16 protein-coding genes, 2 tRNA genes and 2 rRNA genes are annotated in these 24,522 nt (G+C 50.0%); 13 read left to right on the top strand and 7 right to left on the bottom strand.

Going from position 1 to position 24,522, the window contains the following annotated elements; genetic code table 11:
• Positions 1-147 precede the first annotated feature (147 nt).
• From KDW_RS05285 to KDW_RS05275, 4 genes are all read left to right on the top strand, one after another.
• Positions 148-1,626 (top strand): 16S ribosomal RNA (locus KDW_RS05285).
• A gap of 17 nt (positions 1,627-1,643) precedes the next feature.
• Positions 1,644-1,799: a hypothetical protein gene (locus KDW_RS31575; RefSeq protein ID WP_162004971.1), complete on the top strand. Its 156-nt coding sequence runs from the start codon at positions 1,644-1,646 to the stop codon at positions 1,797-1,799.
• Positions 1,800-1,931: 132 nt separating this feature from the next.
• A 23S ribosomal RNA gene (locus KDW_RS05280) occupies positions 1,932-4,894 on the top strand.
• The 16S and 23S rRNA genes sit together here, the layout of an rRNA operon.
• 319 nt (positions 4,895-5,213) lie before the next feature.
• Complete coding sequence (locus tag KDW_RS05275; protein ID WP_151754988.1) at positions 5,214-6,722, top strand: serine/threonine protein kinase; 1,509 nt, start codon at positions 5,214-5,216, stop codon at positions 6,720-6,722.
• Between the two features lie 46 nt (positions 6,723-6,768).
• On the opposite strand, the gene KDW_RS05270 is transcribed toward KDW_RS05275, so the two are convergent.
• A tRNA-Leu gene (locus KDW_RS05270) sits at positions 6,769-6,855 on the bottom strand.
• A gap of 233 nt (positions 6,856-7,088) precedes the next feature.
• Positions 7,089-7,174, bottom strand: a tRNA-Leu gene (locus KDW_RS05265).
• A 306-nt stretch (positions 7,175-7,480) separates the two neighbouring features.
• On the opposite strand from KDW_RS05265, the gene KDW_RS34840 reads away from it, so the two are divergent.
• From KDW_RS34840 to KDW_RS05245, 4 genes are all read left to right on the top strand, one after another.
• Complete coding sequence (locus KDW_RS34840) at positions 7,481-8,173, top strand: Ppx/GppA phosphatase family protein (RefSeq protein ID WP_151754987.1); 693 nt, start codon at positions 7,481-7,483, stop codon at positions 8,171-8,173.
• Positions 8,133-8,945: a CHAD domain-containing protein gene (locus KDW_RS34835; protein WP_151754986.1), complete on the top strand. Its 813-nt coding sequence runs from the start codon at positions 8,133-8,135 to the stop codon at positions 8,943-8,945. Before KDW_RS34840 ends, KDW_RS34835 begins: the two co-directional genes overlap by 41 nt.
• A 2-nt stretch (positions 8,946-8,947) precedes the next feature.
• Positions 8,948-9,532, top strand: a complete 585-nt coding sequence (locus tag KDW_RS34830) for a CHAD domain-containing protein (RefSeq protein WP_151754985.1) — start codon at positions 8,948-8,950, stop codon at positions 9,530-9,532.
• A 338-nt stretch (positions 9,533-9,870) separates the two neighbouring features.
• Positions 9,871-10,377 (top strand): HD domain-containing protein, encoded by a 507-nt coding sequence (locus KDW_RS05245; protein WP_162004970.1) that lies wholly within the window; start codon positions 9,871-9,873, stop codon positions 10,375-10,377.
• Between the two features lie 37 nt (positions 10,378-10,414).
• On the opposite strand, the gene KDW_RS05240 is transcribed toward KDW_RS05245, so the two are convergent.
• From KDW_RS05240 to secD, 3 genes are all read right to left on the bottom strand, one after another.
• The gene (locus KDW_RS05240) at positions 10,415-11,311 is read right to left on the bottom strand and encodes a VOC family protein (protein ID WP_162004969.1); all 897 of its coding nucleotides are present in this window, start codon (positions 11,309-11,311) and stop codon (positions 10,415-10,417) included.
• Positions 11,312-11,478: 167 nt separating this feature from the next.
• The gene (gene secF / locus KDW_RS05235) at positions 11,479-12,768 is read right to left on the bottom strand and encodes a protein translocase subunit SecF (RefSeq protein WP_151754982.1); all 1,290 of its coding nucleotides are present in this window, start codon (positions 12,766-12,768) and stop codon (positions 11,479-11,481) included.
• Positions 12,769-12,779: 11 nt separating this feature from the next.
• Positions 12,780-14,180 (bottom strand): protein translocase subunit SecD, encoded by a 1,401-nt coding sequence (secD, locus tag KDW_RS05230; protein ID WP_151754981.1) that lies wholly within the window; start codon positions 14,178-14,180, stop codon positions 12,780-12,782.
• A gap of 758 nt (positions 14,181-14,938) precedes the next feature.
• On the opposite strand from secD, the gene KDW_RS05225 reads away from it, so the two are divergent.
• From KDW_RS05225 to KDW_RS05215, 3 genes are all read left to right on the top strand, one after another.
• Positions 14,939-16,246 carry an RNA-guided endonuclease InsQ/TnpB family protein gene (locus KDW_RS05225; RefSeq protein WP_151754980.1) on the top strand — a complete coding sequence of 436 codons (1,308 nt, stop codon included), beginning with the start codon at positions 14,939-14,941 and terminating at the stop codon, positions 16,244-16,246.
• Positions 16,247-16,399: 153 nt separating this feature from the next.
• Positions 16,400-17,089: an ABC transporter ATP-binding protein gene (locus KDW_RS05220; RefSeq protein ID WP_371876246.1), complete on the top strand. Its 690-nt coding sequence runs from the start codon at positions 16,400-16,402 to the stop codon at positions 17,087-17,089.
• Complete coding sequence (locus tag KDW_RS05215; protein WP_151754978.1) at positions 17,089-19,845, top strand: ABC transporter permease; 2,757 nt, start codon at positions 17,089-17,091, stop codon at positions 19,843-19,845. The genes KDW_RS05220 and KDW_RS05215 overlap by 1 nt, the downstream gene beginning before the upstream one ends.
• A 57-nt stretch (positions 19,846-19,902) precedes the next feature.
• On the opposite strand, the gene KDW_RS05210 is transcribed toward KDW_RS05215, so the two are convergent.
• A complete protein-coding gene (locus KDW_RS05210; RefSeq protein ID WP_151754977.1) occupies positions 19,903-21,183 on the bottom strand; it encodes an alkaline phosphatase family protein in 1,281 nt (426 codons plus the stop codon).
• A 519-nt stretch (positions 21,184-21,702) separates the two neighbouring features.
• Between KDW_RS05210 and KDW_RS05205 the strand changes: the two genes are divergently transcribed.
• A complete protein-coding gene (locus tag KDW_RS05205) occupies positions 21,703-22,575 on the top strand; it encodes a GNAT family N-acetyltransferase (protein ID WP_151754976.1) in 873 nt (290 codons plus the stop codon).
• An 83-nt stretch (positions 22,576-22,658) separates the two neighbouring features.
• Entirely contained in the window at positions 22,659-23,582 is a 924-nt protein-coding gene (locus KDW_RS05200; RefSeq protein ID WP_151754975.1) for a protein DA1, read from the top strand.
• Here the strand turns inward: KDW_RS05200 and KDW_RS05195 are convergent.
• On the bottom strand, positions 23,579-24,511 hold the full coding sequence (locus KDW_RS05195; protein ID WP_151754974.1) for an ABC transporter permease: 933 nt from the start codon (positions 24,509-24,511) through the stop codon (positions 23,579-23,581). The genes KDW_RS05200 and KDW_RS05195 overlap by 4 nt on opposite strands.
• Positions 24,512-24,522: the final 11 nt, after the last annotated feature.

Genomic DNA, 24,522 nt, shown 5'->3' with positions numbered 1-24,522 from the left:
GTCAATTCGATCCTACTGTATGCAAGTATAGTAGTGATCACAACAATAATCTGCGAACAATTACAGCCAATGTTGTAAGACTTGGCCTTGATCGCAACTTCACATGCAATGAATAGTTACTCGTTGAGTAGCTGTTATATAAAAAATTGGATGGCGAGTTTGATCCTGGCTCAGGATAAACGCTGGCGGCGTGCCTAACACATGCAAGTCGAACGCTCTGCGCAAGCAGGGAGTGGCGGACGGGTGAGTAACACGTGGGCAATCTACCATCAGGTGAGGAATACCGGCGAGAAATCGCCGACAATACCGCATAGGCTCGCAAGAGCAAAGCTCGTAAGGGCGCCTGAGGATGAGCCTGCGCTCGATTAGTTAGTTGGTGAGGTAATGGCTTACCAAGACGACGATCGATAGCTGGTCTGAGAGGACGATCAGCCACACTGGGATTGAGAACGGCCCAGACTCCTACGGGGGGCAGCAGTGAGGAATTTTCGTCAATGGGGGCAACCCTGAACGAGCAACGCCGCGTGCAGGATGAAGGTTTTCGGATCGTAAACTGCTTTTCTCTGGGACGAGAACGGACGGTACCAGAGGAATCAGCCCCGGCTAACTACGTGCCAGCAGCCGCGGTAATACGTAGGGGGCAAGCGTTGTCCGGATTTATTGGGCGTAAAGCGCACGCAGGCGGTCAGATTAGTCTGGAGTGACAGTCGTCAGCTCAACTGACGAAGTACTTCGGATACTGTCTGACTTGAGGGCTTCAGAGGGACACGGAATTCCGGGTGGAGTGGTGAAATGCGTAGATATCCGGAGGAACACCGATGGCGAAGGCAGTGTCCTGGGAAGCATCTGACGCTCAGGTGCGAAAGCTAGGGGAGCGAACAGGATTAGATACCCTGGTAGTCCTAGCCGTAAACGATGACCACTAGACGTTGGGGGTATCGACCCCCTCAGTGTCGCAGTTAACACAAGAAGTGGTCCGCCTGGGGAGTACGGTCGCAAGATTAAAACTCAAAGGAATTGACGGGGACCCGCACAAGCAGCGGAGCGTGTGGTTTAATTCGATGCAACGCGAAGAACCTTACCAAGGCTTGACATGGATTTGCACCAGCCGTAATTGGCTGTCCCTTCGGGGCGGATCCACAGGTGCTGCATGGCTGTCGTCAGCTCGTGTCGTGAGATGTTGGGTTAAGTCCCGCAACGAGCGCAACCCCTGTCGTTAGTTGAATTTCTCTAGCGAAACTGCCATTTTAAAATGGAGGAAGGCGGGGATGACGTCAAGTCAGCACGGCCCTTACGCTTTGGGCGACACACACGCTACAATGGTCAGGACAAAGAGTCGCGAACTCGCGAGAGGGAGCCAATCTCGTCAAACCTGGCCTCAGTTCAGATTGGAGGCTGCAACCCGCCTCCATGAAGTTGGAGTTGCTAGTAACCGTAGGTCAGCACACTACGGTGAATACGTTCCCGGGTCTTGTACACACCGCCCGTCACACCACGAAAGTTGGCAACACTTGAAGCCGCTGGGCTAACTCGCAAGAGGGGCAAGCGTCGAGGGTGGGGTCAGTGATTGGGGTGAAGTCGTAACAAGGTAGCCGTACCGGAAGGTGCGGCTGGATCACCTCCTTTCTAGGGAGCTTTGATGGGTGTCTTTCACCGAAAGACGTTTATACTCATCACACTTCCAGGTCGAACAGGACGAGAACGCATTTGTGCCAGCCGTTGGACTGGTTTCCACTCTCCAGATGTTGGGGTCAACAGACACACGCTCCGGTGTGTGGCCTGCCAGCATCGCACCTTGACAACTAAATAACGTATATCTTCAATTTTGCTGAGCGATTTATGCCAGCCAGAGTTGAAGCAGAGGATCGCAATTTTTTGCGAAAAAAATCAAGAGATCAAGCATTCACAGACACACATGATGAAGAATCAGAGAACAAGCTACACAGAGTACGAGGTGGATGCCTTGGCGCTAAAGACCGAAGAAGGACGCGGAGACCGGCGAAACGTTCGGGGGGAGCTGCATGCAAGCGATGAACCCCGAGATTCCGAATGAGGCAACTCCTCCAGAGTGATGTCTGGAGACCGCCTGCTGAACACATAGGCAGTGACGGGGGGCAGCGGGTGAACTGAAACATCTCAGTAACTCGACGAAAAGAAATCAACCGAGATTCCCGTAGTAGTGGCGAGCGAACCGGGAGGAGCCCAAACCGACCATCTTTCGAGATGATCGGGGTTGTAGGACCGACAACAAACAATTTTTGCTTACTTGAATCTGTTGGAAAGCAGAACCAGAGCGGGTGACAGTCCCGTAGAGGACGAGCGAGAAGCGTGGGTCGGTATCCTGAGTACCACGAGGCACGTGAAACCTTGTGGGAAGCTGGGGGGACCACCCTCCAAGGCTACACATCTTTAGCGACCGATAGCGAACAAGTACCGTGAGGGAAAGGTGAAAAGCACCCCGAGAGGGGGATGAAAGAGACCCTGAAACCACGTACTCACCAGCAGTCAGAGGCCACTGTTCCGTTGCGGAACTAAGGGCTGATGGCGTGCCTTTTGTAGAATGATCCGGCGAGTGCATCGTCGTAGCCTGGTTAACCAGTGGTAAAGCTGGGGAGCCCCAGGGCAACCGAGTCTGAACAAGGCGAGCGGTTGCGGCGATGCGACCCGAAACCGTGTGAGCTATCCATGAGCAGAGTGAAGCGGATGTGACAGTCCGTCGAGGCTCGAACCCACCAGTGTTGCAAAACTGGGGGATGACTTGTGGATAGGGGAGAAATTCCAATCGAACACGGAGATAGCTGGTTCTCCCCGAAATGTATTGAGGTACAGCTGTATGAAACACTATCCTGGAGGTAGAGCACTGAATGAGCTAGGGGCCACGTGCTGGTTACCAAACTCAACCAAACTCCGAATGCCAGGACAGCATGCATGCAAGTGAGACGGCGGGGGCTAAGCTTCGTCGTCAAAAGGGAAACAGCCCAGACCATCGGCTAAGGTCTCCAAATTGATGCTTAGTGTAAAAGGGAGTCAGTACGCCCAAACAGCCAGGATGTTGGCTTAGAAGCAGCCATCATTTAAAGAGTGCGTAATAGCTCACTGGTCGAGTGTAGTGGCACCGACAACGTACCGAGGCTCAAGCATCATACCGAAGCCATGGAATCCTGTTTTTACAGGATTGGTAGGGGAGCGTTCTCAAGCAGAGAAGCCAGACCGTGAGGACTGGTGGAGCGAAGAGAAGTGAGAATGCCGGAATGAGTAGCGTCATGTCTGTGATAACCAGACACACCGAATGCCTGAGGGTTCCTGGGCACCGTCAATCGTCCCAGGGTGAGTCGGGTCCTAAGCCGAGGACGTTATAGTCGTAGGCGATGGCAAGCAGGTTGGACATTCCTGCACCGGAGACATTTGTTATGAGCAATGGGGGGACGCGGTAAGGAAGGTGAGCCCATCGATTGGACAGGATGGGTCTGTACGGCGAAGTGCGAAACCGAGGAAAATCCCGGTTTCCTGTGCATGACACGTGCAGCGAGCGGACGTCAGTCCGCGGAAGTCATTGGCCCCTACGCCGCCGAGAAAAGCCTCTCGCCAGAATGCTTCTCCGCCCGTACCGCAAACCGACACTGGTAGGCAGGGGGAAATCTCCCCAGGTGATCGAGCGACCCTCTGTTAAGGAACTCGGCAAATTAACCCCGTACCTTCGGAAGAAGGGGTGCCCTAGTAGCGAGGCTCTTCGGAGCGGCGTGAGGGGGTTGCAAGAAATTGGCTCAACCGACTGTTTACCAAAAACACAGGTCTCTGCGAACGCGAAAGCGGAAGTATAGGGGCTGACTCCTGCCCAGTGCCGGAAGGTTACGAGGAGCGGTGATCGTAGCTGCGAATCTAAGCCCCGGTGAACGGCGGCCGTAACTATAACGGTCCTAAGGTAGCGAAATTCCTTGTCGGGTAAGTTCCGACCCGCACGAAAGGAGTAACGAGTTGAGCGCTGTCTCGACAGAGGACTCGGCGAAATTGAAGTACCCGTGAAGATACGGGTTACCCACGACAGGACAAAAAGACCCCGTGGAGCTTTACTACACCTTGACCTGGAAACGAGTTGAAGCGTGCGTAGCATAGGTGGGAGTCGGAGAACCTATCCCTGTGGGGGTAGGGGAGACAACAGTGAAATACCACTCTCGTTGCGGTTTGTTTCTCATACGTCACCGTGAGCCGGGACGTAGACAAGATCAGGCGGGTAGTTTGACTGGGGCGGTCGCCTCCCAAAGCGTAACGGAGGCGCCCAAAGGTTCCCTCAGGGTGGATGGACATCACCCGTAAGAGTGCAAAGGCAGAAGGGAGCTTGACTGCAAGACGGACAGGTCGAGCAGGGACGAAAGTCGGGCTTAGTGATCCCACATTCCCGAGTGGAAGGAGTGTGGCTCAACGGATAAAAGCTACCCCGGGGATAACAGGCTTATCTTGCCCAAGAGTTCATATCGACGGCAAGGTTTGGCACCTCGATGTCGGCTCGTCGCATCCTGGGGCTGGAGTAGGTCCCAAGGGTTGGGCTGTTCGCCCATGAAAGCGGCACGCGAGCTGGGTTCAGAACGTCGCGAGACAGTTCGGTCTCTATCCGTCGTGGGCGTAGGAAAATTGAGGGGCGTCATCTCCAGTACGAGAGGACCGAGATGGCTCGACCGCTGGTGTGCCAGTTGGCCTGCCCGGGCCAGAGCTGGATAGCTATGTCGAGAAAGGATAAGCGCTGAAGGCATCTAAGCGCGAAGCCGCACCCAAGACGAGTTTTCCCATCACTTCGTGTGATCAAGATCCCAGGAAGACGACCTGGTAGATAGACGACACGTGGACACCTGGTAACAGGCGTAGCGAAGTCGCCCTAATGATCGTACGGCTTGTTTCACATCAGTATCTTCATCGTGGACACTCTCGTGAGTGCACTCGGCTTCAGCTCATCGGCTGGCAGAGGCGCTCGGCAAAATTGAGGATATACGTTATTGCAGTTGTTTAAAAACATAGCATACAGAAAAACCCTCCTGGATTCGTTATATATATAACGAGTCCTTTTTTTGTTTGTGTGACAAGTTTCCTGAACATCCGTCATCACTTATTTTTCCGTTTGCTTTTCACGTCTTTCTCATGTAAAGCGATTTATCTATTCAAGATTCATACTTGCAGCCTTTTTACATTGTACCAATTTAGTGAAAAGGGCGTCTATCTTCATGAAGGTAAACGATGATTTTAGCGGAACAGTTCTGGGAAACTATACACTCGAGAAAATTGTTGGCTATGGCGACTGGAGTACTGTTTATCTGGCCAGGCAGTTACATCCTGGACGCCTGGTGGCCGTGAAGGTAGCGCAATCTCATTCTCCAGTTGATCATGACTCTTCTTTGAAATTTCCTCATACTATGACTGGCCTTACTCAACTGGACCATCCTAATATTATTTCGTTGTTAGACTATGATGATTGTAATCAACAGGCTTACCTGGTGCTGCCTTACATTGGTGGCGGTAGTCTGGAGCATGTATTAAAGCGGCATGGTACATTAGCGCCCCGGCAAGTACTGACATATTTATTACAGATTGCTACTGCCCTTGATTATATTCATCGACAAGGAATAATCCATGGCAATCTAAAGCCAGCAAATTGCCTGCTTTATCCAGATGGTCATTTAGTCCTTACTGATTTCGCCAGCATGTCCATGCGTCCCACAAGTTCGGGTAGTGATCAGGCAGGAGAATACGTTACAACTCCCCTGTATATGTCTCCAGAAATGGTTCAGGGCGAGCTGTTGACCTCTTCATCCGATATTTACCAGTTAGGTATCTTGCTCTTTCAGTTACTCTCTGGTCATGTTCCTTTTAAAGCCGAAAGCGCATATGCAATTATGCGTCAGCATCTTCAAGAGCCACTGCCCTCCATACATGCTCTGAATCCAGAACTTCCTCCGGTGTTAACCAGAGTGCTGCTGAAAGCAACGGCAAAGAAGTGTGAAGAGCGCTATCACTCGGCCGGTGAGCTAGCCAGAGCCTTTGCTTTAGCCCTTGCACCAGCTACCAGATCGCCACAACAGAGTATGCACTATATTCATCCTGCAACTCCTATATCTACTCTGGTTGATCTCTGTCCACCTGACGCTATTTCCATGTCCCCGTCCTTTGCTTATCTCCCTGGCAGCACTGCTGAGCTGGAAAATAAGCAGCTCGCGGAGAGCACTCCGCAGATAGAGGAGAGCGATTTATCGATCCAGCCAGAGTGGCTATTCTCATTCCCCTCAACCATCTCCCGCAAATCCCATGGAATACACTCTCTGCTACTAAAAAGTATGCCCTTTTTAGTCCTGGTTGTGATTGTTGCTCTTGGCTTTTTGCATATCCTGGGAGCCTTCGCCAGCCCACCCTTAACTCCTGCGGCGCAAGCGAGAATAGTAGTCGATCAATTTTATGCAGATCTTCATCAACAGAATTACCAGGGAGCATACGCATTGTGCAGTCCACATTTTCAGAAACAGGTAAACTATCAGCGCTTCATAAATAGTTATGATCACTTCCAACATAGTGACATTGAGTTTCGCCAACTGGTTGAACACACCAGCACCGATGTGGATGTTATTTTAACTGTACAGGTAAGCAGCGATAAAAATATGCACTATTATTACTGGGAGGGTAGCATTGATAGACAGGCTGATGGATTATGGAAAATTGAGCAGGCTAATTTTTCAGGATAATAAAAACAAAGCCGCCTTCCATCGTCAATCAATGGAAGGCGGTTATTGGTGCCGAAGGGGGGACTCGAACCCCCATGCCCTTTCGAGCACAACGCCCTGAACGTTGCGTGTCTACCAATTTCACCACTTCGGCTTGGAATGGATATATCTTACAGGATTTCCCTCAACTTGTCAATGAGATATTTCATGCATTAGCATCTTTTTTTACGCTCTTTTCCGGAGCAGGCAAAAAGAGATAGATGGTATTGCCATTTTTTTGATTCTCTTACTGTACGCTGGTTATATTGCAGCTTTTGTTGAGGCACGGACCTACCTGGCATATAAAACAAAACCGCCTTCCATCGTCAATCAATGGAAGGCGGTTATTGGTGCCGAAGGGGGACTCGAACCCCCATGCCCTTTCGAGCACAACGCCCTGAACGTTGCGTGTCTACCAATTTCACCACTTCGGCTTAGGATGGGTATATCTTACAGGATCTTCCTCAGACTGTCAATAGTTTTAAGCGCATAATTTTTGACTATTCTGGCTCGGTTTCTCTTTGCTATGCTATCCAGTATATTTGGACGAACTAATGATTAGGAGAGCTTTATCTTTCTCTAAAATCAACCTTATAGACTAGTTAAATTCATGTTATAATAACATTGATGTTTCCCCAAGGAATAAACCTGGGTGTCTGTGTGCCTGGAGTACTATTGCTCGATACATTATGTATTGACGTATACGTGTTTTGTAGAATGCTAGAAATTTGGTGCCTTTCATGCAAGAAAAAATCGCAACTATATGTGCTGCAATTGACATTGGTAGTAATACACTACGTGTTGTGATTGCCCGCTGTTCTTCCTCAGAGTTCCAGATTCTGGATGCTGATGAGGCATTGGTCCGCATTGGTGAAAGCGTCAATGCTACTGGCGAAATTTCTGTTGAGAAGCAAGCACATGCCCTCTCGGTGTTAAAGAAATTTAAATCTTTAGCCGAAAAGCATGCGGCAAATACTATAGTAGCTATTGCGACAGAAGCGATTCGTAAAGCGACCAATCGCGATGCTTTTTTGCAAGCTATCTATGAGCAGACAGGTATCGAGGTACACTGCATTAGCGGCGATGTTGAGGCGACACTTACTTTCTATGGTGCAACATATGAGGTGAGTCAGCGTCCTCAGTCACCAACGCGAATTGCCGTCATGGACATGGGCGGCGGTAGCACCGAGTTAGTTTTTGCTCGGAACCTGGAAATCTCCTGGCATACGTCTCTACCAATTGGCTCTGGCTGGCTACATGATCGCTATTTAAGTGATCCACCAACCGAGGCTGACCGCACAACAGCCCTCACATTTTTACGCACCTACCTTGGGGGCTTAACATCAAATCTTTTCCTCCTGTGCTCCTGGCCACGGGGGGAGCGCAAACACTTTGTTACTCCTTGCCCAACGTGCCTTTGGTCTCGACGCTGAGCGAACCACGCTTACTCATGACGACCTGTTACGCTGCCAGGGAATCCTCTGGGCCTTACCTGCCGAAGAGATTGCTGAGCGTTATCAGCTAGATACTAAGCGTGCGCGGATTATAACCGCTGGAGCCTTGATTTTGAGCGCTCTGCTTGAGACATTCAAGCTTAAGGAGCTTCACATTAGTTCATTCGGTATTCGTGAAGGCCTGGCTCTCGCGTATGCTCGCAATGGAGAGCAATGGTTACAGCATGCTGAGCAGCAGGCCAGACAAGGTGAAGAGGCTTCCCAGCAATTAATCAAGGATAACATAGCGTCCTCAGACACCATGATCGCGCAAGAATCTTTTGGTGAGGCTGGGCGCAGAATGTTCCAGGAGCGTGCTGATACGATGTTCAGCTGGCGCGAAGCGGTACTGCGGCATGATGATATTGAAGCGGTCCATAAGATGCGTGTGGCCTCGCGACGCTTACGGGCAGTTATGGATGCTTATCAATCCGTCTGCGAGCCTAAACGTTTTAAAACTGCCTATCAACAGGTAAAAAATATTGCCGACATACTGGGTCTGGCACGTGATACAGATGTAATGATTGAGAATATCCGTCAGCAAGGAGAGCAGAGCTCTTCAGCTGAGCAGGCTGCTTGTAACTGGCTGGTTGAGCAATTAGATAATTATCGCCAGCAGCATCAGCGACAATTGGAGAAATATTTGCGGCAGCTGGATGATAAGGCGTTCTTGCAAGACCTACACGCCTGCTTACCTGAAGGGAAGGCCTGATCATGGTAAAAGCAAAAAAAGTTACAGGTCTGGATGTGCACGCTTCCGTTGGGGAGAATGCACGCAAAATTGCCAGTATCCGTCTGGAAGAAATGTATCGTTGGGATGCCTATGTCGACAATCCCTACGAAATACAAAGCCTGCATAATTTGCGCATCGCTGCCAAGCGCTTGCGTTATACCCTGGAGATCTTTTCAGATGCTTTCACCGCGGAAAGTGGGGAAATTCTCAAAGAAGTAGAACAAGTTCAAGAAGAACTGGGCTCGTTACACGATGATGATGTGATGATCGCTTTGCTGCGCCTCTGTCTGGGTGGACAGGATAGTGGATCCGTCTATGAGCATGCGCTCACTACAGTTGCTCAACATGCTGATAATGGTCGTCTCATGGTCAATCCAGCTCTGGTTGAACACTTATTACAGCCTTCTTCGAAGCTCACGGCAGAGCAGCGCGAAGGACTGGAAGTATTGCTCAACCAATTGCAGCAGCAACGTGAGCACCAGTACAACGAGTTTCGTGAGCACTGGTATCAGCTTAAAGCACAAAATTTCAAGCGACAAGTTCTGGATATACTCAAGGACGCGTAGCCAGGGTTGTCAGCTATAACTAAAAGGAATAATGGTTGCATAGTCTTTCCTTCTTGATAAAAAAGAAGCATAATGACTGTGACTACTGTTGTGTCAGGTTCGTGTAATGAGTGAAATGATGAGAATGTTGCGGGTGGGGGGAATTATTGGCGGCCCAAGGAAAGCCCTGGATATCTACTGTATTTCTGGAGGTAAATACGCATGATGATGCAAGATTCGGTTGAAACATTGAGTTGGATGAGACATGATCAACCGACGACGGATGAACTCCGTTTAAGCGGGGCCTACAAGTTGAAGACTGGCCCCATGCTCGACAAGTAATGCGTCTCTCCATACAGTTGTTTGAAGCAACGCGGCCACTGCACAAATACGGCAAGCATGCATTGCGTTTATTAGAGCGAGCCGCTCTGCTGCATAATACAGGTATGATGGTGGAAGCCCGCCGCCATCATAAGCATTCTTACCGCTTGATTAATGCTACACCCTTGCCTGATTTTTCTGAGAAGCAGCGTCATGAGATTGCCTGTATTGCTCGCTATCATCGACGAGCCTTACCCAGTACTGAACATGAAGAATACGCCACCCTCTCGGCATCTTCGCGCAAACGAGTCTCCGCACTGGCGGCTCTGCTGCGGATTGCCGACGCCTTTGATTATAATCATGATGGTCGCATACTCAAGGTAGCTGCTGATCTTGATCATTGTACAGATAAGCATTGGACTATATACCTATGGGTTCGTGCATTGGCAGATATCGATGTAGAGCTGGAACATGCGCAAGAAAAGGCTGATTTATTTGAGAAGGTATTTGATCGCAAGCTGCACTTCGTGACCAGATATGAATAGTCACGAAGTGCCGGCTCTACTTTTTTGAGCGGTGTTATCAGGCTTCCTGCAGGACAATTGTTGCCCCGGCGGTTTGCTTTGGATGTAACCATAGCGTTGGCTGACCCACGTGCAGCGCTGTGTAGCCTACATTATGGTTATCCAGATATTGTTGACTGGCAGCAAGGTTGCTTACTCCCAGGGTAATGCGATAGAGACTTTCCCCAAAGTTTCGTACATGCGTGGCAAGTGTGTCCTCTAGTGCTAGCTCAACCTGCTGACCCGCTACCGGCGCCGCCAGTTCCAACCTCTGTTGCTGATTTGCCAGTGGAAAGCTCACCAGTTCTGCTCCCCAGGTACTTTGTTGTGATTGGGTAGTCGGTGTTAAGCCATAAATGTGCTGGAAACGCTGACGGGCCTCTGACAGCTCTGAGGTGGCCAGGGTAGCGCTAAGGACAGACTGGACTCCTAATGGATGGATAGGGGGTATCTTGCCGCCAGCCAGTCGTCTCTGCCGCTCCTCGCCGCTGCTATCGTGCTGGATAATAAAGGGATAATGTTGTGTGAGATCAGGTCGCTCAACATCGGTACGTTGCCAGTTCCTGACACTTCCATCGGCACTTTTCAATGATCCTTGATTTGGCCCAATAATTTTGACGCCGCGTTCAAACATAGCCCGGCTATCGCTCACGATGTCATCAGAGGCCAGGACACAGTTCAAGTAGCCATCCCCCTTCGCCAGGCGTGTCAGCATACTCTGCTGGGCTTCCTCGGGCGCACGTACCGCAATCAATTCCAGATACGTATCCCCAATCACAATAATGCGATTCGCTGTACCCCCGCTGGGATGATTCCCGCCACCACTGCTGATTAATCCCAGGTGTTCAGCAAATAGACGATCAGCGTGCGTGAGATTATTGACCCCGATAATAATGTGATCCAACGCAGTTAACATCGTTACTCCCATGTTACTCATATCTAAAAAGCCCGTAGCATTTTTTCTCTGGTAACTTCTATAAATGAAAAGAACCGATTGACTTTCATTGTCCATTCTAACGGACATGTCTGTCAATCGGTTCTCACTGAATGTGTGCTTGAGAGGACAGCAGCGGCTACAGAGTACTAGCCACGGGTCTGTGCAAACTCACGGACCTCGCGATCGCGCTTGCTGCTAAACTGTTTCTCATCACGGTTGCGCTGCAGGTATTTGAAGCCCAGCTCGCCTTTTTCCCAGATGACCAGCATCATACTGGCATTGAAGATCGAGGAGTAGGTACCGCTGAAAATACCGATCAGCAGGGTCAGGGTAAACGTATGGATATCGGTGCCGATACCTGTAAAGAGCGTCAGGGTTAACAGGGTAAAAAGCACGGTCAGGGAGGTATTCAACGAACGAGCCAGGGTTTGAATCAGGCTGGCGTTGACCACTTCTTCAAAGGTTTCAACCGTCTGGCGCTGCATATTTTCGCGCACCCGGTCGAATACTACGATAGTATCGTGGACGGAGAAACCAATGACCGTCAACAAGGCAGTGATAAACAGGGAGTCGATCTGCATGTTGAAGAATTTACCCAGGATCGAGAAGATACCCAGCACCACCAGTACGTCGTGTAGCAAGGCGACGATAGCACAGACGCCATAGCGCAGGGCGCGTGGGATTTTCCGGAACGAGAACCAGACATACAGCAGGATCAGGAACGAAGCCGCGATCACAGCCAGGATCGACATCTCAATAGTACGGCCAGCTACCGAAGCACCTACCTGTGAGCTACTCTGTACCAGGAAGTATGGTCCACCGTTTTGTAAGAAGGCATTCTGGACCTGGTTCAGATCTACTTTGTTGCTATCACTACCGGCAGCCCGGATGATAGATGTCTTGGTCAGGATATTAACGGTCTGACTGCTATTGCCAACCTGTACATCCTGTACTTTAGCTGACTTGCTGGCATCACTATTGGTAGAAACGCTGCTTAAGGTAGACTTTACATCAGAGGATGTGGGCAAGTCTTTTAATTGAGAAGCGACCAGCAGTGTATAAGGTTTTTTGTCAGGAATAGTACTGACATCAAAGTGTAAAGGTTGCTGGTTATATTTTTTTGACAGCGCATCTTCAAATTTTTGAATTCCTGCACTATCGATCTGCGAATCCAGGCGAATCCAGGCGGTATTACTGCCCGATTTGGCATCTGTTCCCAGTACGACTGTATCGCCGTCCAGGTGGAGAGGCGTGAGCAGCTTACGTACAGTATCGGTGTCTGTAAACGGACGTTGCGGACGCAACACCACGTTGGAACCACCGGCAAAATCGATACCGACATTTAAGCCGAAAATGATCAACGAGATGGTACCAGGAATAATGACGATCAGCGAGATCAGCAAGAACAGCTTGCGATATTTGACTAAGTTTAACACTGCAGCCTCCTCTACACCGTGCTGTTGCGCCGTGCAGCCACTTTTGAGCTAGGCAGAGCATCGGCAGGTAATCCAAACAGTGCAGGGTGATTGATGACGCCCGTCGGCACAAGCAGATTCAAGAAGGTGCGGGTGACGACAACGGCGGTAAACATACTAATGATGACGCCCAGGAACAGTGTAGTGGCGAAACCAACGATAATCGTGGCACCAAAGTTACTGCCAAAGGCATACAGGACTGCGCAGGTGATCATCGTTGAGATGTTCGAGTCGCGAATCGAAGGCCAGGCGCGTTTCCAACCAATATCGATGGCGGATGCTAATAAGCGGCCTGAGCGCAGCTCTTCTTTTACGCGTTCAAAGATGAGCACATTCGCGTCTACCGCCATACCAATCGACAGGATGAAACCGGCGATACCGGCCAGCGACATGGTTACACCGATCAGTTTAAAGATGGCAAAGGTCAAAACTGCATACAGGACCAGCGCGACGTCGGCCAGCAAGCCGGGCAGGCGATAGTAGATCAGCATGAAGAGGGCAACGATACTGAGACCGATCGCACCAGCCAGCAGGCTACGGCTAATTGTCTCTGCACCCAGAGTGCCACCAATAACTTGTTCGCTGGTCTCCTGAAGCGCAATCGGCAGAGCACCAACCTTGAGGATGTTAACGGTCTGCTGGGCCTCAGTCAGAGTGAAGTTACCATTGATGCTACCAGGACCAGTAATAGCGCTTTGAATGACTGGTGAGGTGACGACCACGCGGTCCAGCGTTACCGTCAGGTAGTGACCAATATGGCTGGCTGTAAATGAGCCAAATCTGGCAGCCGCACCATTATTCTTCATCTGGAACTGGATCAGGTAGGCACCTGTCTGTGGATCCTGACCAGGGCTTAAATTATTCGGATCCAGATCATTACCGGTGAAGAGAGCTTTGCCACCGGGATTATACTGTGCATACTGATTAGGATCAAATGCCTGATTCTGTTGCAGGCCACCGCTGGTGCCGGTATCCCAGAACTCCAACTTACCGGTTTTCAACAGGGTGCGCAGGGCATCTTCCTGGTTACCACTGAACTTTGGCAGGTCAACCACGATACTGATATTGCTGGTACCAATACCCTCCTGGAGACGCACACTGGGCTCTTTAACACTCAAACCACCATTGATACGGGTTTCGAGCAACTGGCGTGTGGTTTCCATATTATCGTGGTTAATCGAGCCCTGGCCTGGTTTCGGCTCGAGTTGGATACGCGTGCCGCCCTGTAGATCCAGACCTAAAGTGGTAGTAAATGGATTGTTGATACCATACAGGGGCTTACCATTGCTAGCGTTGGGCCAGAAGACGACAAATGATGCGCCCGCGGCTAACAAAATGATAAATAAGAGGAGGCCAATTGTTCCTCGCCGCATAAATATTTTCCTCTCAACTGGGTAGGTTCAAATCTTTTCCAGGAGCGTCTGTAAAGATGCCCCTATCTTCTTCCCATTGGGCGCATTATCACTGGAACATTGTTAGACTGGGACACAGAATGCGCCACACTATTTCTGTGCAGTATAGCATAGACCAATAGGATTGACAATTTAACGTGCCATTAACCAGGAAACCATGAAAAAAGGCCAGAAGCCAGCCCATCACGAAGAGCCATTAAGGCTTTTTTCATCCCTAATGGCTTTTTTAACCCTATTTACAGGGAAGTATAACACGGCCGAAAATCGATGACCATGCTATAAACTAGCAACGGGCCTACGCATAAGCACTTTCATTTATAGATATAACCTGAGCGAAAGCTGTTACGTATCAGTATATAGATTAGTATATGAGTACCTGTCGCTTGCTATAGAAATAGCCATGGCAATAGCGCCAGCGAGCGCTATTCATGCTGGTTTAGAGAGCGTTAGCAAGACACGTAAATCTCTATTCGTCTCTTTTTTTACGTGCTATGCTACGTAGCGGTACTCATCGACGACTACCTCCTGACAGGTGATTTCCCCTTGACCCGATTCCGCGGGCCCTAATGTCACATGATCAGTCCAGGAGCCCCCGTGTCTTGAGACCGGGAAGGAATGGACCTACCTTCTTTGGGGCTTGGGTATCAGGGTGAAACATGCGTTCGTTCAGCCTTTATTTTTACTTGACAGGTAGTTGAAAATATGACAGAATATTTTATATGAAAACGATGATTACCGCGAAGTTAAAACTGAATACGACATCAGAACAGTTTGCCGCATTACGTGCTACTCAACTTGCATATCGGGATGCATTGAATTCTGTAAGTCAGTACGCTTTTACACATGGCAAGATGAGTAATGCTGTGCGGCTGCAAGAAGGCACCTATGATGAGATTCGCGCTTGTTTTCATCTCCCTTCGCAAATGGCCTGTTCCGTCCCTCGCCAGGTCGGAGCTACGTATAAAGCCCTGTGGACGAAAGTAAAGAAAAACGCAGAAGCACGGAAGTCCGGATATACCAAGAAACGGTATAAGGGATTGGATCAAGCACCCAAGTATGTCTCTCCGACGCTGACGTATCAGAGCCGCAAAGATTATACCTTTAAGAAAGATCAACAGGTGAGCATCTTGACGCTTGAGGGCCGTGTTATTGTCTCGTATACAGGCTATAACCAGCATGTTGCACTCATTCAACATGGAGCAGACATTGGTGCAGCGCAACTTTGGTATGATAAGCCCAGGAAAACGTTCTATTTATTAGTCGCCCTGGAAATCAATACGGCAGATCCAACACCTGACACGCATACAGGTATTGCTGGTGTGGATGTTGGTGTACGCTATCTGGCTGTCACGAGTGACACCAAAGGCGCATGTACCTTCTATGCAGGCAAACAAATTGTGCCCAAAGCGAACCATTACGCGAGACTGAGAAAGCGTCTTCAGAAACAAGGCACTCGTTCTGCGACCCGCCGTTTGGTGGCGATCAGTGGACGAGAGAGACGGTTAAAATTAGACGCCAATCATCGAGTCTCAAAAAGCATCGTCACAGCTCACCCTCACAGTTTGATCGGTTTAGAAAATCTGGCAGATATCAGAGAGCGAACCCGCCGTCGCAAGGGGAAGAAAGCGTCAAAAAAACAACGTAAGGCAAATCATGCGTACTCCAAATGGAGTTTTGCTGAATTGCAGAGCATGATTGCTTATAAGGCCCTCTTGCATAGTTCGATGGCAATCAAGGTAGATACCCATTACACCTCGCAAGCGTGTCCGATGTGTGGGCATACCACACCGGATAATCGTCCCAAGCATGGCTTGCTCTTTGTCTGTCAGAATTGTATGTATACGCTTCATGCCGATCTGGTAGGAGCGAGAAATGTCACGATGCGCACGTTGCTCGTCCGGCAAGACTGGACGAGTACAGGGTTGTTGTCATTAACCCCTGATGGATCGAGCGATGAAATCAAAGCAGCACGCTTGCAAAAGTATGCTGAGTTGCGATGGAGCTTAGATCCAAGCCCCGCGTCTTGAGACCGGGGTATTTGACTTGTATAGAAAAGATATATCGTTTCAATGTATATTGCCCTGTATAAAAGGAGAGCGGTTGCTTCCATGGATGAAATAGTTACCCAACAGGCGACAGGAGAGAAGAATCAGGTCTCTCTGGCGTCGCGCAACATAGTTATGGATGTGCGTGATATTACGAAAAGTCTTCCCTTAGGACGAGAGCGCATAGATATTCTTAAAGGTATTAGCTTTCAGATTCTCAGTGGTGAGTTTGTCTCGATCGTAGGCCCTTCTGGTTCCGGTAAGAGTACGTTGTTGGGCATTATCGCTGGACTGGATAATCCTACCAGTGGGCAGGTGCTGGTGGATGGGATTGATATCGCACGGATGAGTGAGGGGAAACTGGCGGCGGTGCGCAATCAGAAGATCGGTATGGTCTTTCAGGCCTTCAATCTGATTCCGACGCTGACGGCGCAGGAAAATGTCGAGGTACCGTTGTATGTTGGCAAACATAAAGGATCGCCTTCGGCCCGAGCGAAACAACTGCTGACGCTGGTTGGCCTTTCGCACCGCCTGGGGCACCGCCCCAGCCAGTTGTCTGGTGGTGAGCAGCAGCGTGTGGCTATCGCTCGCGCCCTTTCGACTGATCCTGCCATTGTAATTGCTGATGAGCCAACCGGTAACCTGGATGCCCGCAACGGCGAAAATGTATTGAGCTTGATTGCAGACCTCCGTGCGCAGACCGGAAAAACTTTTATCATCGCTACCCATGATCCAAATGTAGCCAGCCATGCTGACCATGCCATCCGCATTGTTGATGGTCTGGTTGGAGACATCGATGCCACAGGCGGGAGAATCACGCAGTAATGAGAGCCTCGATGTACTTTAACTATACCTCACGTTCCCTCTTTCGGGGCGGACAGCGGACCCTGCTGGCTGTTTTTTGCGTGGCCGTGGGGGTGATGGCGATTGTGGCCCTGCAACTGGTTGGCTTGATGATTAACAATGCTTTTACCGGCAATGTGCGCGATGCCAACGGTGGTGATATCGCTATTCGTTCGCAGCAATCTTTCAGCCAGGATGATTTAAAGCATTTTGAGGCCCTGAAAAAAGATGGCACGATCACCGATTATACTCCTGTGATCACCACCCAGGCTTCCACGGGAGGCCAGGCCTCAAAGCGGCAAACCTTTAGCATCCGTGTCATTGATGCGGCACATTATCCAGCCGCGACCGTGACTCCACCCACCTTTACCAGTCCCAGTCGGGGTAATCTGGCTGATCTGGTCAAAGACAACGGGATAGTGGTGACCCAGCCCTTTATTGATCAATATAAAATGAAGCTGGGCGATCATTTTGATATCACCATCGGGAGTGGCTTCAGTGGTAGTGGTCGCCTGACCGTCAAAACCGGGCGTGTTATCCATGCCAGAATTGCTGGTATCGTGACCGAAACGGGTGTGCTGGCCCAGTCGGGTAGCGTGGTCCTGCTGGCGGTCAATGATTATAAAGCGGCTGACCCTAAAGCGGCGATTACCTATGATACGGTAGATGTGACGGCCGAGCAGGCAAAAATCGATAGCGCGGTCAAAAAGATCCAGCAACAATTCCCGATTGCGACCACGCAGACTGCGGCCGATGTCCTCAAGCAGCAGCAAACGGTTATTGATAATATTCGTAAATTTCTGGAGATCGCTGGTTTGCTGGCCTTGCTGATCGGTGGTGTTGGCATTGTCAACACAATGCAGGTCTTGCTCTCGCGTCGACGTACCGAGATCGCGATGCTCAAGACGACTGGCTATCGGCGTTTTGACCTTTATCTGTTGTTCGGTCTGGAAGCAGGACTACTCGGACTGCTTGGTGGTATCATCGGAGCCCTGGCTGCCACAGGTATCAGTTATCTGGTACGTAACCTGGTTGAGCAGAACTTTGGTTTAAATGTGCCTTTTGTCTTTGACTGGTTTACGATCCTGGGCGGCGTCATGATCGGCGTAGCAACCGCGCTGATCTTTGGACTCTTGCCGATTGTACAGGCCGCCAATATTCGGCCATTGAATGTTATTCGCGAACTGCCAGAGGGTCGGCGCGTTGGGAGTCTCTTGCTGACTGGACTCTTGTTGATTGTGCTCTCGGTGTTGTTCTGCGTACTCTCCATCGTAATTCTTAACGGTGATATCCGCCTGGGCGCGATCTCAGTGTATGGTATCTTCATCTTCCTCGGCTTGCTCAGCCTGTTCCTGAGTCTCTTGATCTTGCTGATCAGTCGCTTACCCGTGCCGGAACGCTTTAGTTTCTGGCATCTTTTACTGGTAGTAGTCGTGGCGGCGGTAGCCTATGGACTCTATCGGGTGCAGGCGCCCTATGGGCTACTTTTCCTGGGTTTTGCGCTGCTGGGACTGCTTATTATGTTTGTTCCGCGCAGCATGAAGGCGACGGCCAAAATGGCTTTGCGCAATCTGGGCAGGCAGCGGGCACGCACAACCACGACGATGCTGGCCCTCTTTGTCGGCATCTTCACGATCGGTCTGATCCTGGCATTGGGACAAAATCTGCGTACTCAGGTGAATGAGGTCATTTCGCATACGCTCAACTATAATGTCTATGCGATTACCTCGAATGACGACAGCAAGAAATTGCATGATCTACTGCCGCGTATTCCTGGATTGGGTGCCTATCAACAGCGCGATCTGGCCTCGACGGTGCCTGCTGCTATCAAGGGACAGCCTGTTCAAATCTATCTGAATGGGAGCAAAACACAGAAGGTGCGCCGCCAGTTGACCTCCTTCTTAAATGGTGTTGAAGGCTATGATGTCGGTAATAATCAGCTTCCCTCGCTCAATTTTTTGGAGATCAAGGCAGGGCGTAACCTTACCAGTAATGATGCTGGAACGAACAATGTGCTGGTGCGTTCATCCCTGACACAGTTGGAGGGCGTGAAATTAGCGGTTGGCGATAAGATTACGCTGATCGGTGTGGATCAGGCGAGCAGTAAAACGGTGACCATCGTTGGCTTTTATGATTCTAAGACTCTGGGAGCAAACCTGGAACCGATCCTGGGCACAGTTGATACCGTCAAAGCACTCTCACCCGCTGGCCTCGCGCAGACGGCCTTTTATATGAAGATCGATCCCGCCAGACTGAATAGCGCTGTGGACCTGATCGGACAGACGGTTCCCAAAGCCTTTCTCTTAAATCTGGCCAGTCTGACGGATTTTATTAATCAGCTTCTGAATGATATCCTGCTGACTCTGACCACTATTGCTTCCCTGACCTTGCTTGCGGGCTTGATTATTATCGCGAACGCGGTGGCGCTGGCCATGCTAGAGCGGCGCCGTGAGCTTGGTATTCTGAAGTCTGTGGGCTATACCAGTCGGACGATCTTGAGCGAGGTCATGCTCGAAAATGGTCTGGTTGGTGGACTGGGGGCGCTGGTTGCGATGTCGCTGGCGTCGTTGATTACCTGGATCCTTGGCCAGCAGGTCTTTGGCGCGAACTTTACTGTTGATACCCCTACTGTGCTGGGACTGGTGCTTGGTTCGGTTGTGTTATCGATGCTGATCGCGATCTGCGTTGCCTGGGGTGCCGTGCGTGTGCGGCCTCTAGAGGTGTTACGCTACGAATAAGCCGTAAAGCTGAACTATTACGAGCATAATACGCAAATGTACCACTTTTGTTGCTTATCAAAGTTCGAGCAACAAAAGTGGTATTTCCATTTCTTCAGGGGTTAAGCCGCCATGATGGCCATGGAAGTGCATACTAAACTTATTTTCCTCATACCACCACACGGTCTCACGCTTATAAGGAAGGATCACCACGTTGCCGACCCGATTCAAGAATGTACGTGATGGAGGCTGCAGGCCAAAGAAATTCTGAGCCAGTAGATCCTTCGTCAGATACACCTCGGCTCGATTCGCCAGGCGTTGCTTTAACTCTGTGACCGCCGTCGTCAGATATTCCTCTTTAATATGCAGGAACATATCGCGTGCCGAGCCGGCCGGAGCCAGGACGCGGCCATGGCTATTGGTTTTCAGGTAGCGATTGATGATTGGCATCTGCTGATTCAGATAATAGGTTTTATAAGGACTGACCTCCACTTGTCCATGGTCTGCGGTCATCATGAACAGCGTCTTGCCTGCCTTATGGCGGGTGGTTTTAAGGAAAAGCTCATTCATCTGCTTAAAGCAGGAATCGACCGCCTCATCCAGTTGCTTTGAGGAAGGACCATAGTTATGGCAGGTGGTGTCGATGCGATCAAAGTAGAGAAAGTAGTAGGTTGGCCGCTTTTGTGGACGTCTCAGCATCACGCTGAGATTGGTGAAGGCTTCAGAGATCACCCGATAGGGATGAACCTCAGCTCCGCGAAAAACAATATCAGAATACGTCGAAGGTGTATAGGCTTGAAATTGCAGGATGTGTGAATCTACACCTTGTTCACCCAGGGTCTGATAAAAGGTTTTCTGAGGAAAAAAAGCTGTTGGCGCAATGCCCGAGTGCTTGATGGTGTCGCGAGCAAACTTATCGCCAGCAAAAGAAAAAGTGAGCGGCGAAATAATATCATTGACCAGTGGCTCATAGTAGCTCCATTCATAGACGCCGCTCTGACCCACATTGAGTCCAGTGTGAATGCAGGTTACATGGGCCGCCGTGGTTGATGGAAACTGTGACGTTAATTTTGAGACCACGCCCTCATCGACAATCGTCTTGAGAAACTCATACTTGTTTGCATACTTCTCGAAGAAGCGCCAGCCAAACGCATCGATAAAAAACAAGACAACAGTATCATACTGCGTTGGCAAGTCCCCAAAAACATCGAGTGGCAGTGCGCTTTGACCGTTACCTGTGAGCAGAAACTGAATTGTCGAGGGAATATTAGAGAAGCAATAGGAATCATAACGTGGACGGATAAAACGCTGCGAAAAGCGCGAGCTATTCACAGCCTTCAGTGAAACTGAATTGAGCATCTTGTTCCTGCTTCCTAGATAGGTGAGGTTATATTTTTTTTGTCTGCCATTCAAACATGTGTGTGTAGCTAGCCGCGAGTGAGCGGCGTTCACGATTGTTTTTCAAGAGCACCGCTATGCATGCAAGCGTGTGAGCGCGTAGTTAGCCGTGAGAGAACGGCGTCCACAAATACTTTTCTGGCTAGTATGGAATGTCTATTCAACAGTATATCACGGAACACTCAGGAAGCAGATATATTTTTTAAGGAAAAATTTTCTTTTTCGCTTCATTTTTTGAGCCCTTTGGCTTGCTTACACATTAGCTTGTCTGTGAGTTGGTAAATATGAGCACATGTCACTATCGGTTGGAAGTCTTTATGTGTTTATCTTATAGCCTGGAATAAGTGTGTCTGGAAAGCTTACTGCCGAGGATAAATTTTCTGTACTTTTAGACGCTTTTATTGTATGATGAATGTATATAGATGAGTATTAATCGAGGGGGTGGGAATAGGTAATGCTAGAAGGGATACATAAACACGTATGAGTTTAAGACAGGGTTTTTATGCTGCACAGGGGTTGGCAGAGGACGAGTTGGGGGCGATCAGAGCGCTGGCCGAGGAATGCAATAACTACGAACAGTTAGATCTGAAGTTGAATTGGCCGACGTTGCACAGCCGCTCAAAGCAGGAGAGCAGCGATTTCTTATATTATGAGCAGGGAAAGCTGATTGGGTATCTGGCAGTCTTCCATTTTAATACTCATGAAGCAGAGATTAGCGGCATGGTTTCTCCAGCATGGCGTCGCCGTGGTATTTTTACAACCCTTCTGGATGCTGCACGTAAAGAATGTCAGCGGCGTAAGTTGCCCAGTTTGTTGTTTATCGTCCAACATCACTCTGCTTCAGGACAGGCCTTTGCCGCAGCCTTGCATCCTCAGTATGATCATTCAGAGTATCATATGACATGGGATCCGGCAGTTGTGCCTGTGCCAGTAGTATCATCGGTGTTACAGTTTCGTCAGGCTCAGGTTGAAGATCTACCTATCCTCAAGGCTGTCACTGCGGCCGCTTTTCAGATGCCGGTAGATGGTGTGGACTGGTATACGGAGAAGGCGATCAAGTATTCCACACGTACCTATTATCTAGCCAGTATTGATTCCAGGGTGGTTGGGAAAATCGATGTGAACTATGATGTGCAGGAGGCCTATATTGCGGGCTTCGGTGTGTTGCCAGAGTATCAAGGCCGTGGCTATGGACGGCAGATGATGAATTGGACGATTCAAGAGATTCTGCGCCATGATCAGCAGCATATTGTTTTAGAAGTGTCAGTAGATAACGATAACGCTTTAGGCTTATATACTTCGTGTGGCTTCAGACAGGTGTCCAGCGACGATTATTATCGCCAGACAATCTAATCACCCCTGCGATAGTCTGAAGAAACTGCCTGGTAGCGTGTTTTTTCAGACTATTATACATAAGTGGGGAGGGTCAAACAGTTATGGGTATAGTGCAGCCAGTCTGCAAGGGCTGTGGGCAGATGATCCGGGGAAATTACTTCCGGGCTCTGGGTGCCACCTGGCATCCAGAGCATTTTCTCTGTGCTGGTTGCGGACAGCCTATCCAGGGAACCAGTTTTCAAGTGCATCAAGGCTCTCCTTATCACATCGAGTGTTATCGTCGTCAGATTGCTCCCCATTGTGTGTACTGTAGCAAGCCATTGATGGGTGAATATCTGATTGATTATTGGGGACAGAAGTTCTGTCGTGAACACGAAAAACAGTTTCCTCATTGTGCCTATTGTGGCCGTCTGATCTCTCCTCAACAGCAAGAAACAGGTGCTCAGGCCAATCGCTGTCCCATCTGCCGCGGTACGGCTATTGAGACCTCTGCTGAAGCCAAACCGTTATTCTCACGTGTCATTCGTTGGATGAATGTTCAGGGATTGATGTATAACAATCTGAAGCTGAGCCTGGATCTGTGTGGGCGTGCCCATCTTGATGACTTGTTGCGTGAAGGAAATGTTGGTCACTCGCTTGGTGCCACGACCAGCGCGATGTATACCCAGAATGGACGTTTGATTCGCACCGAGATTAATGGCATCGCTGTGTTGCAAGGTCTACCGGCGATCCTTTTCCAGGGTGTGACCGTGCACGAACTTGGTCATGTCTGGTTGATTGTGGCTGGTGTGCATAATCTGCCAGCCTGGGCAGAAGAAGGATTCTGCGAACTGCTCTCCTATCGTTATTACGTTGAGGCCAACACGCAGGAGAGCAGATATCACAGCACCAGTAAAGAGCAGAATCCAGATCCTATCTATGGCGAAGGTTTTCGGCGCATGCGTGAGCTGGCCGATCGTGTTGGTTTCCCGCGCCTCATCGAGACATTGCGCACAACTGGAAAGCTACCAGTCGTCAAACACTAGCGCTCGGTCATGTGTGGATCGAGCGCATCGCGCAGTCCATCACCGACCAGATTACAGCTCAGCACCGTCAGGAAGATCAGGATACCTGGAATCAAGATGAGACGTGGAGATGAGTCGAAATAGTCGCGTCCCTGGTTGATCATACTTCCCCAACTGGCAACCGGAATACTGACGCCGAAGCCAAAGAAACTCAGCACCGACTCCAGAATAATGTTGCTGCCTACCAGTAACGTTGCATTGACGATAATGGGTCCGGCGGCATTTGGCAGGATATGATAGAACATCAACCGCATCCCTCGTGCACCGATCGTGGAGGCGGCCTGTACAAACTCGCGCTGCTTCAAGGCCAGAAATTCTCCGCGTACCAGACGTGCTGATGTGGTCCAGCCAAAGATCGCGATCAAGAAGATTACGCTGGTGGGTGTACCATCGGTGAAGGTAGCTGAGAGCACAAAAAGCAGCAGGTAGAGTGGGACGGTGAGAATCGTATCGGTGATGCGCATCAGAATATTATCGACCCAGCCACCATAGTAGCCTGCCAGGGCACCGACGACCGTACCCAGCAGGATCGAGATCAGCATCGAGGTTAGCGCGACCAGTAGCGAGATGCGTCCACCGATCATCGCACGAGCAAATGTATCGCGTCCCAGGTTATCGCCCCCGAAAGGATACTGCCATGACATACCGGCAAACGGTGTTGTCTGTCCCACGGTATCGGGTGTGGTGTGGCCAGGAATGAAGGGGACCAGCAGACAGCAGAGCACCAGAATCGTCAGGAAAATAGCCCCCACCGTGGCTACTTTATTGCGTACGAAGCGATCAAAAATGATCCGTCCCTGGCTACGTCTCTTCTGACTGAGCTCGGCGGTCAATTCCTGTGGGATTTCAAACTCTTCCTCTGGCACGTGTACCTGTTTGGATGCATCCATATCGACCCCTC

The sequence above is a fragment of the Dictyobacter vulcani genome (genome assembly GCF_008974265.1).
GTDB classification, from domain to species: Bacteria; Chloroflexota; Ktedonobacteria; order Ktedonobacterales; family Ktedonobacteraceae; genus Dictyobacter; species Dictyobacter vulcani.
This window is presented reverse-complemented; position numbering and strand designations above follow the sequence as displayed.

Excerpts from the sequence above, each read along its gene's own strand:
- KDW_RS05275 (WP_151754988.1), top strand. The coding sequence starts at position 5,214 with ATGAAGGTAAACGATGATTTTAGCGGAACAGTTCTGGGAAACTATACA.
- KDW_RS34840 (WP_151754987.1), top strand. The coding sequence starts at position 7,481 with ATGCAAGAAAAAATCGCAACTATATGTGCTGCAATTGACATTGGTAGT.
- KDW_RS34830 (WP_151754985.1), top strand. The coding sequence starts at position 8,948 with ATGGTAAAAGCAAAAAAAGTTACAGGTCTGGATGTGCACGCTTCCGTT.
- KDW_RS05240 (WP_162004969.1), bottom strand. The coding sequence starts at position 11,311 with ATGTTAACTGCGTTGGATCACATTATTATCGGGGTCAATAATCTCACG.
- secD (WP_151754981.1), bottom strand. The coding sequence starts at position 14,180 with ATGCGGCGAGGAACAATTGGCCTCCTCTTATTTATCATTTTGTTAGCC.
- KDW_RS05225 (WP_151754980.1), top strand. The coding sequence starts at position 14,939 with ATGAAAACGATGATTACCGCGAAGTTAAAACTGAATACGACATCAGAA.
- KDW_RS05220 (WP_371876246.1), top strand. The coding sequence starts at position 16,400 with ATGGATGTGCGTGATATTACGAAAAGTCTTCCCTTAGGACGAGAGCGC.
- KDW_RS05215 (WP_151754978.1), top strand. The coding sequence starts at position 17,089 with ATGAGAGCCTCGATGTACTTTAACTATACCTCACGTTCCCTCTTTCGG.
- KDW_RS05210 (WP_151754977.1), bottom strand. The coding sequence starts at position 21,183 with ATGCTCAATTCAGTTTCACTGAAGGCTGTGAATAGCTCGCGCTTTTCG.
- KDW_RS05205 (WP_151754976.1), top strand. The coding sequence starts at position 21,703 with ATGAGTTTAAGACAGGGTTTTTATGCTGCACAGGGGTTGGCAGAGGAC.
- KDW_RS05200 (WP_151754975.1), top strand. The coding sequence starts at position 22,659 with ATGGGTATAGTGCAGCCAGTCTGCAAGGGCTGTGGGCAGATGATCCGG.
- KDW_RS05195 (WP_151754974.1), bottom strand. The coding sequence starts at position 24,511 with ATGGATGCATCCAAACAGGTACACGTGCCAGAGGAAGAGTTTGAAATC.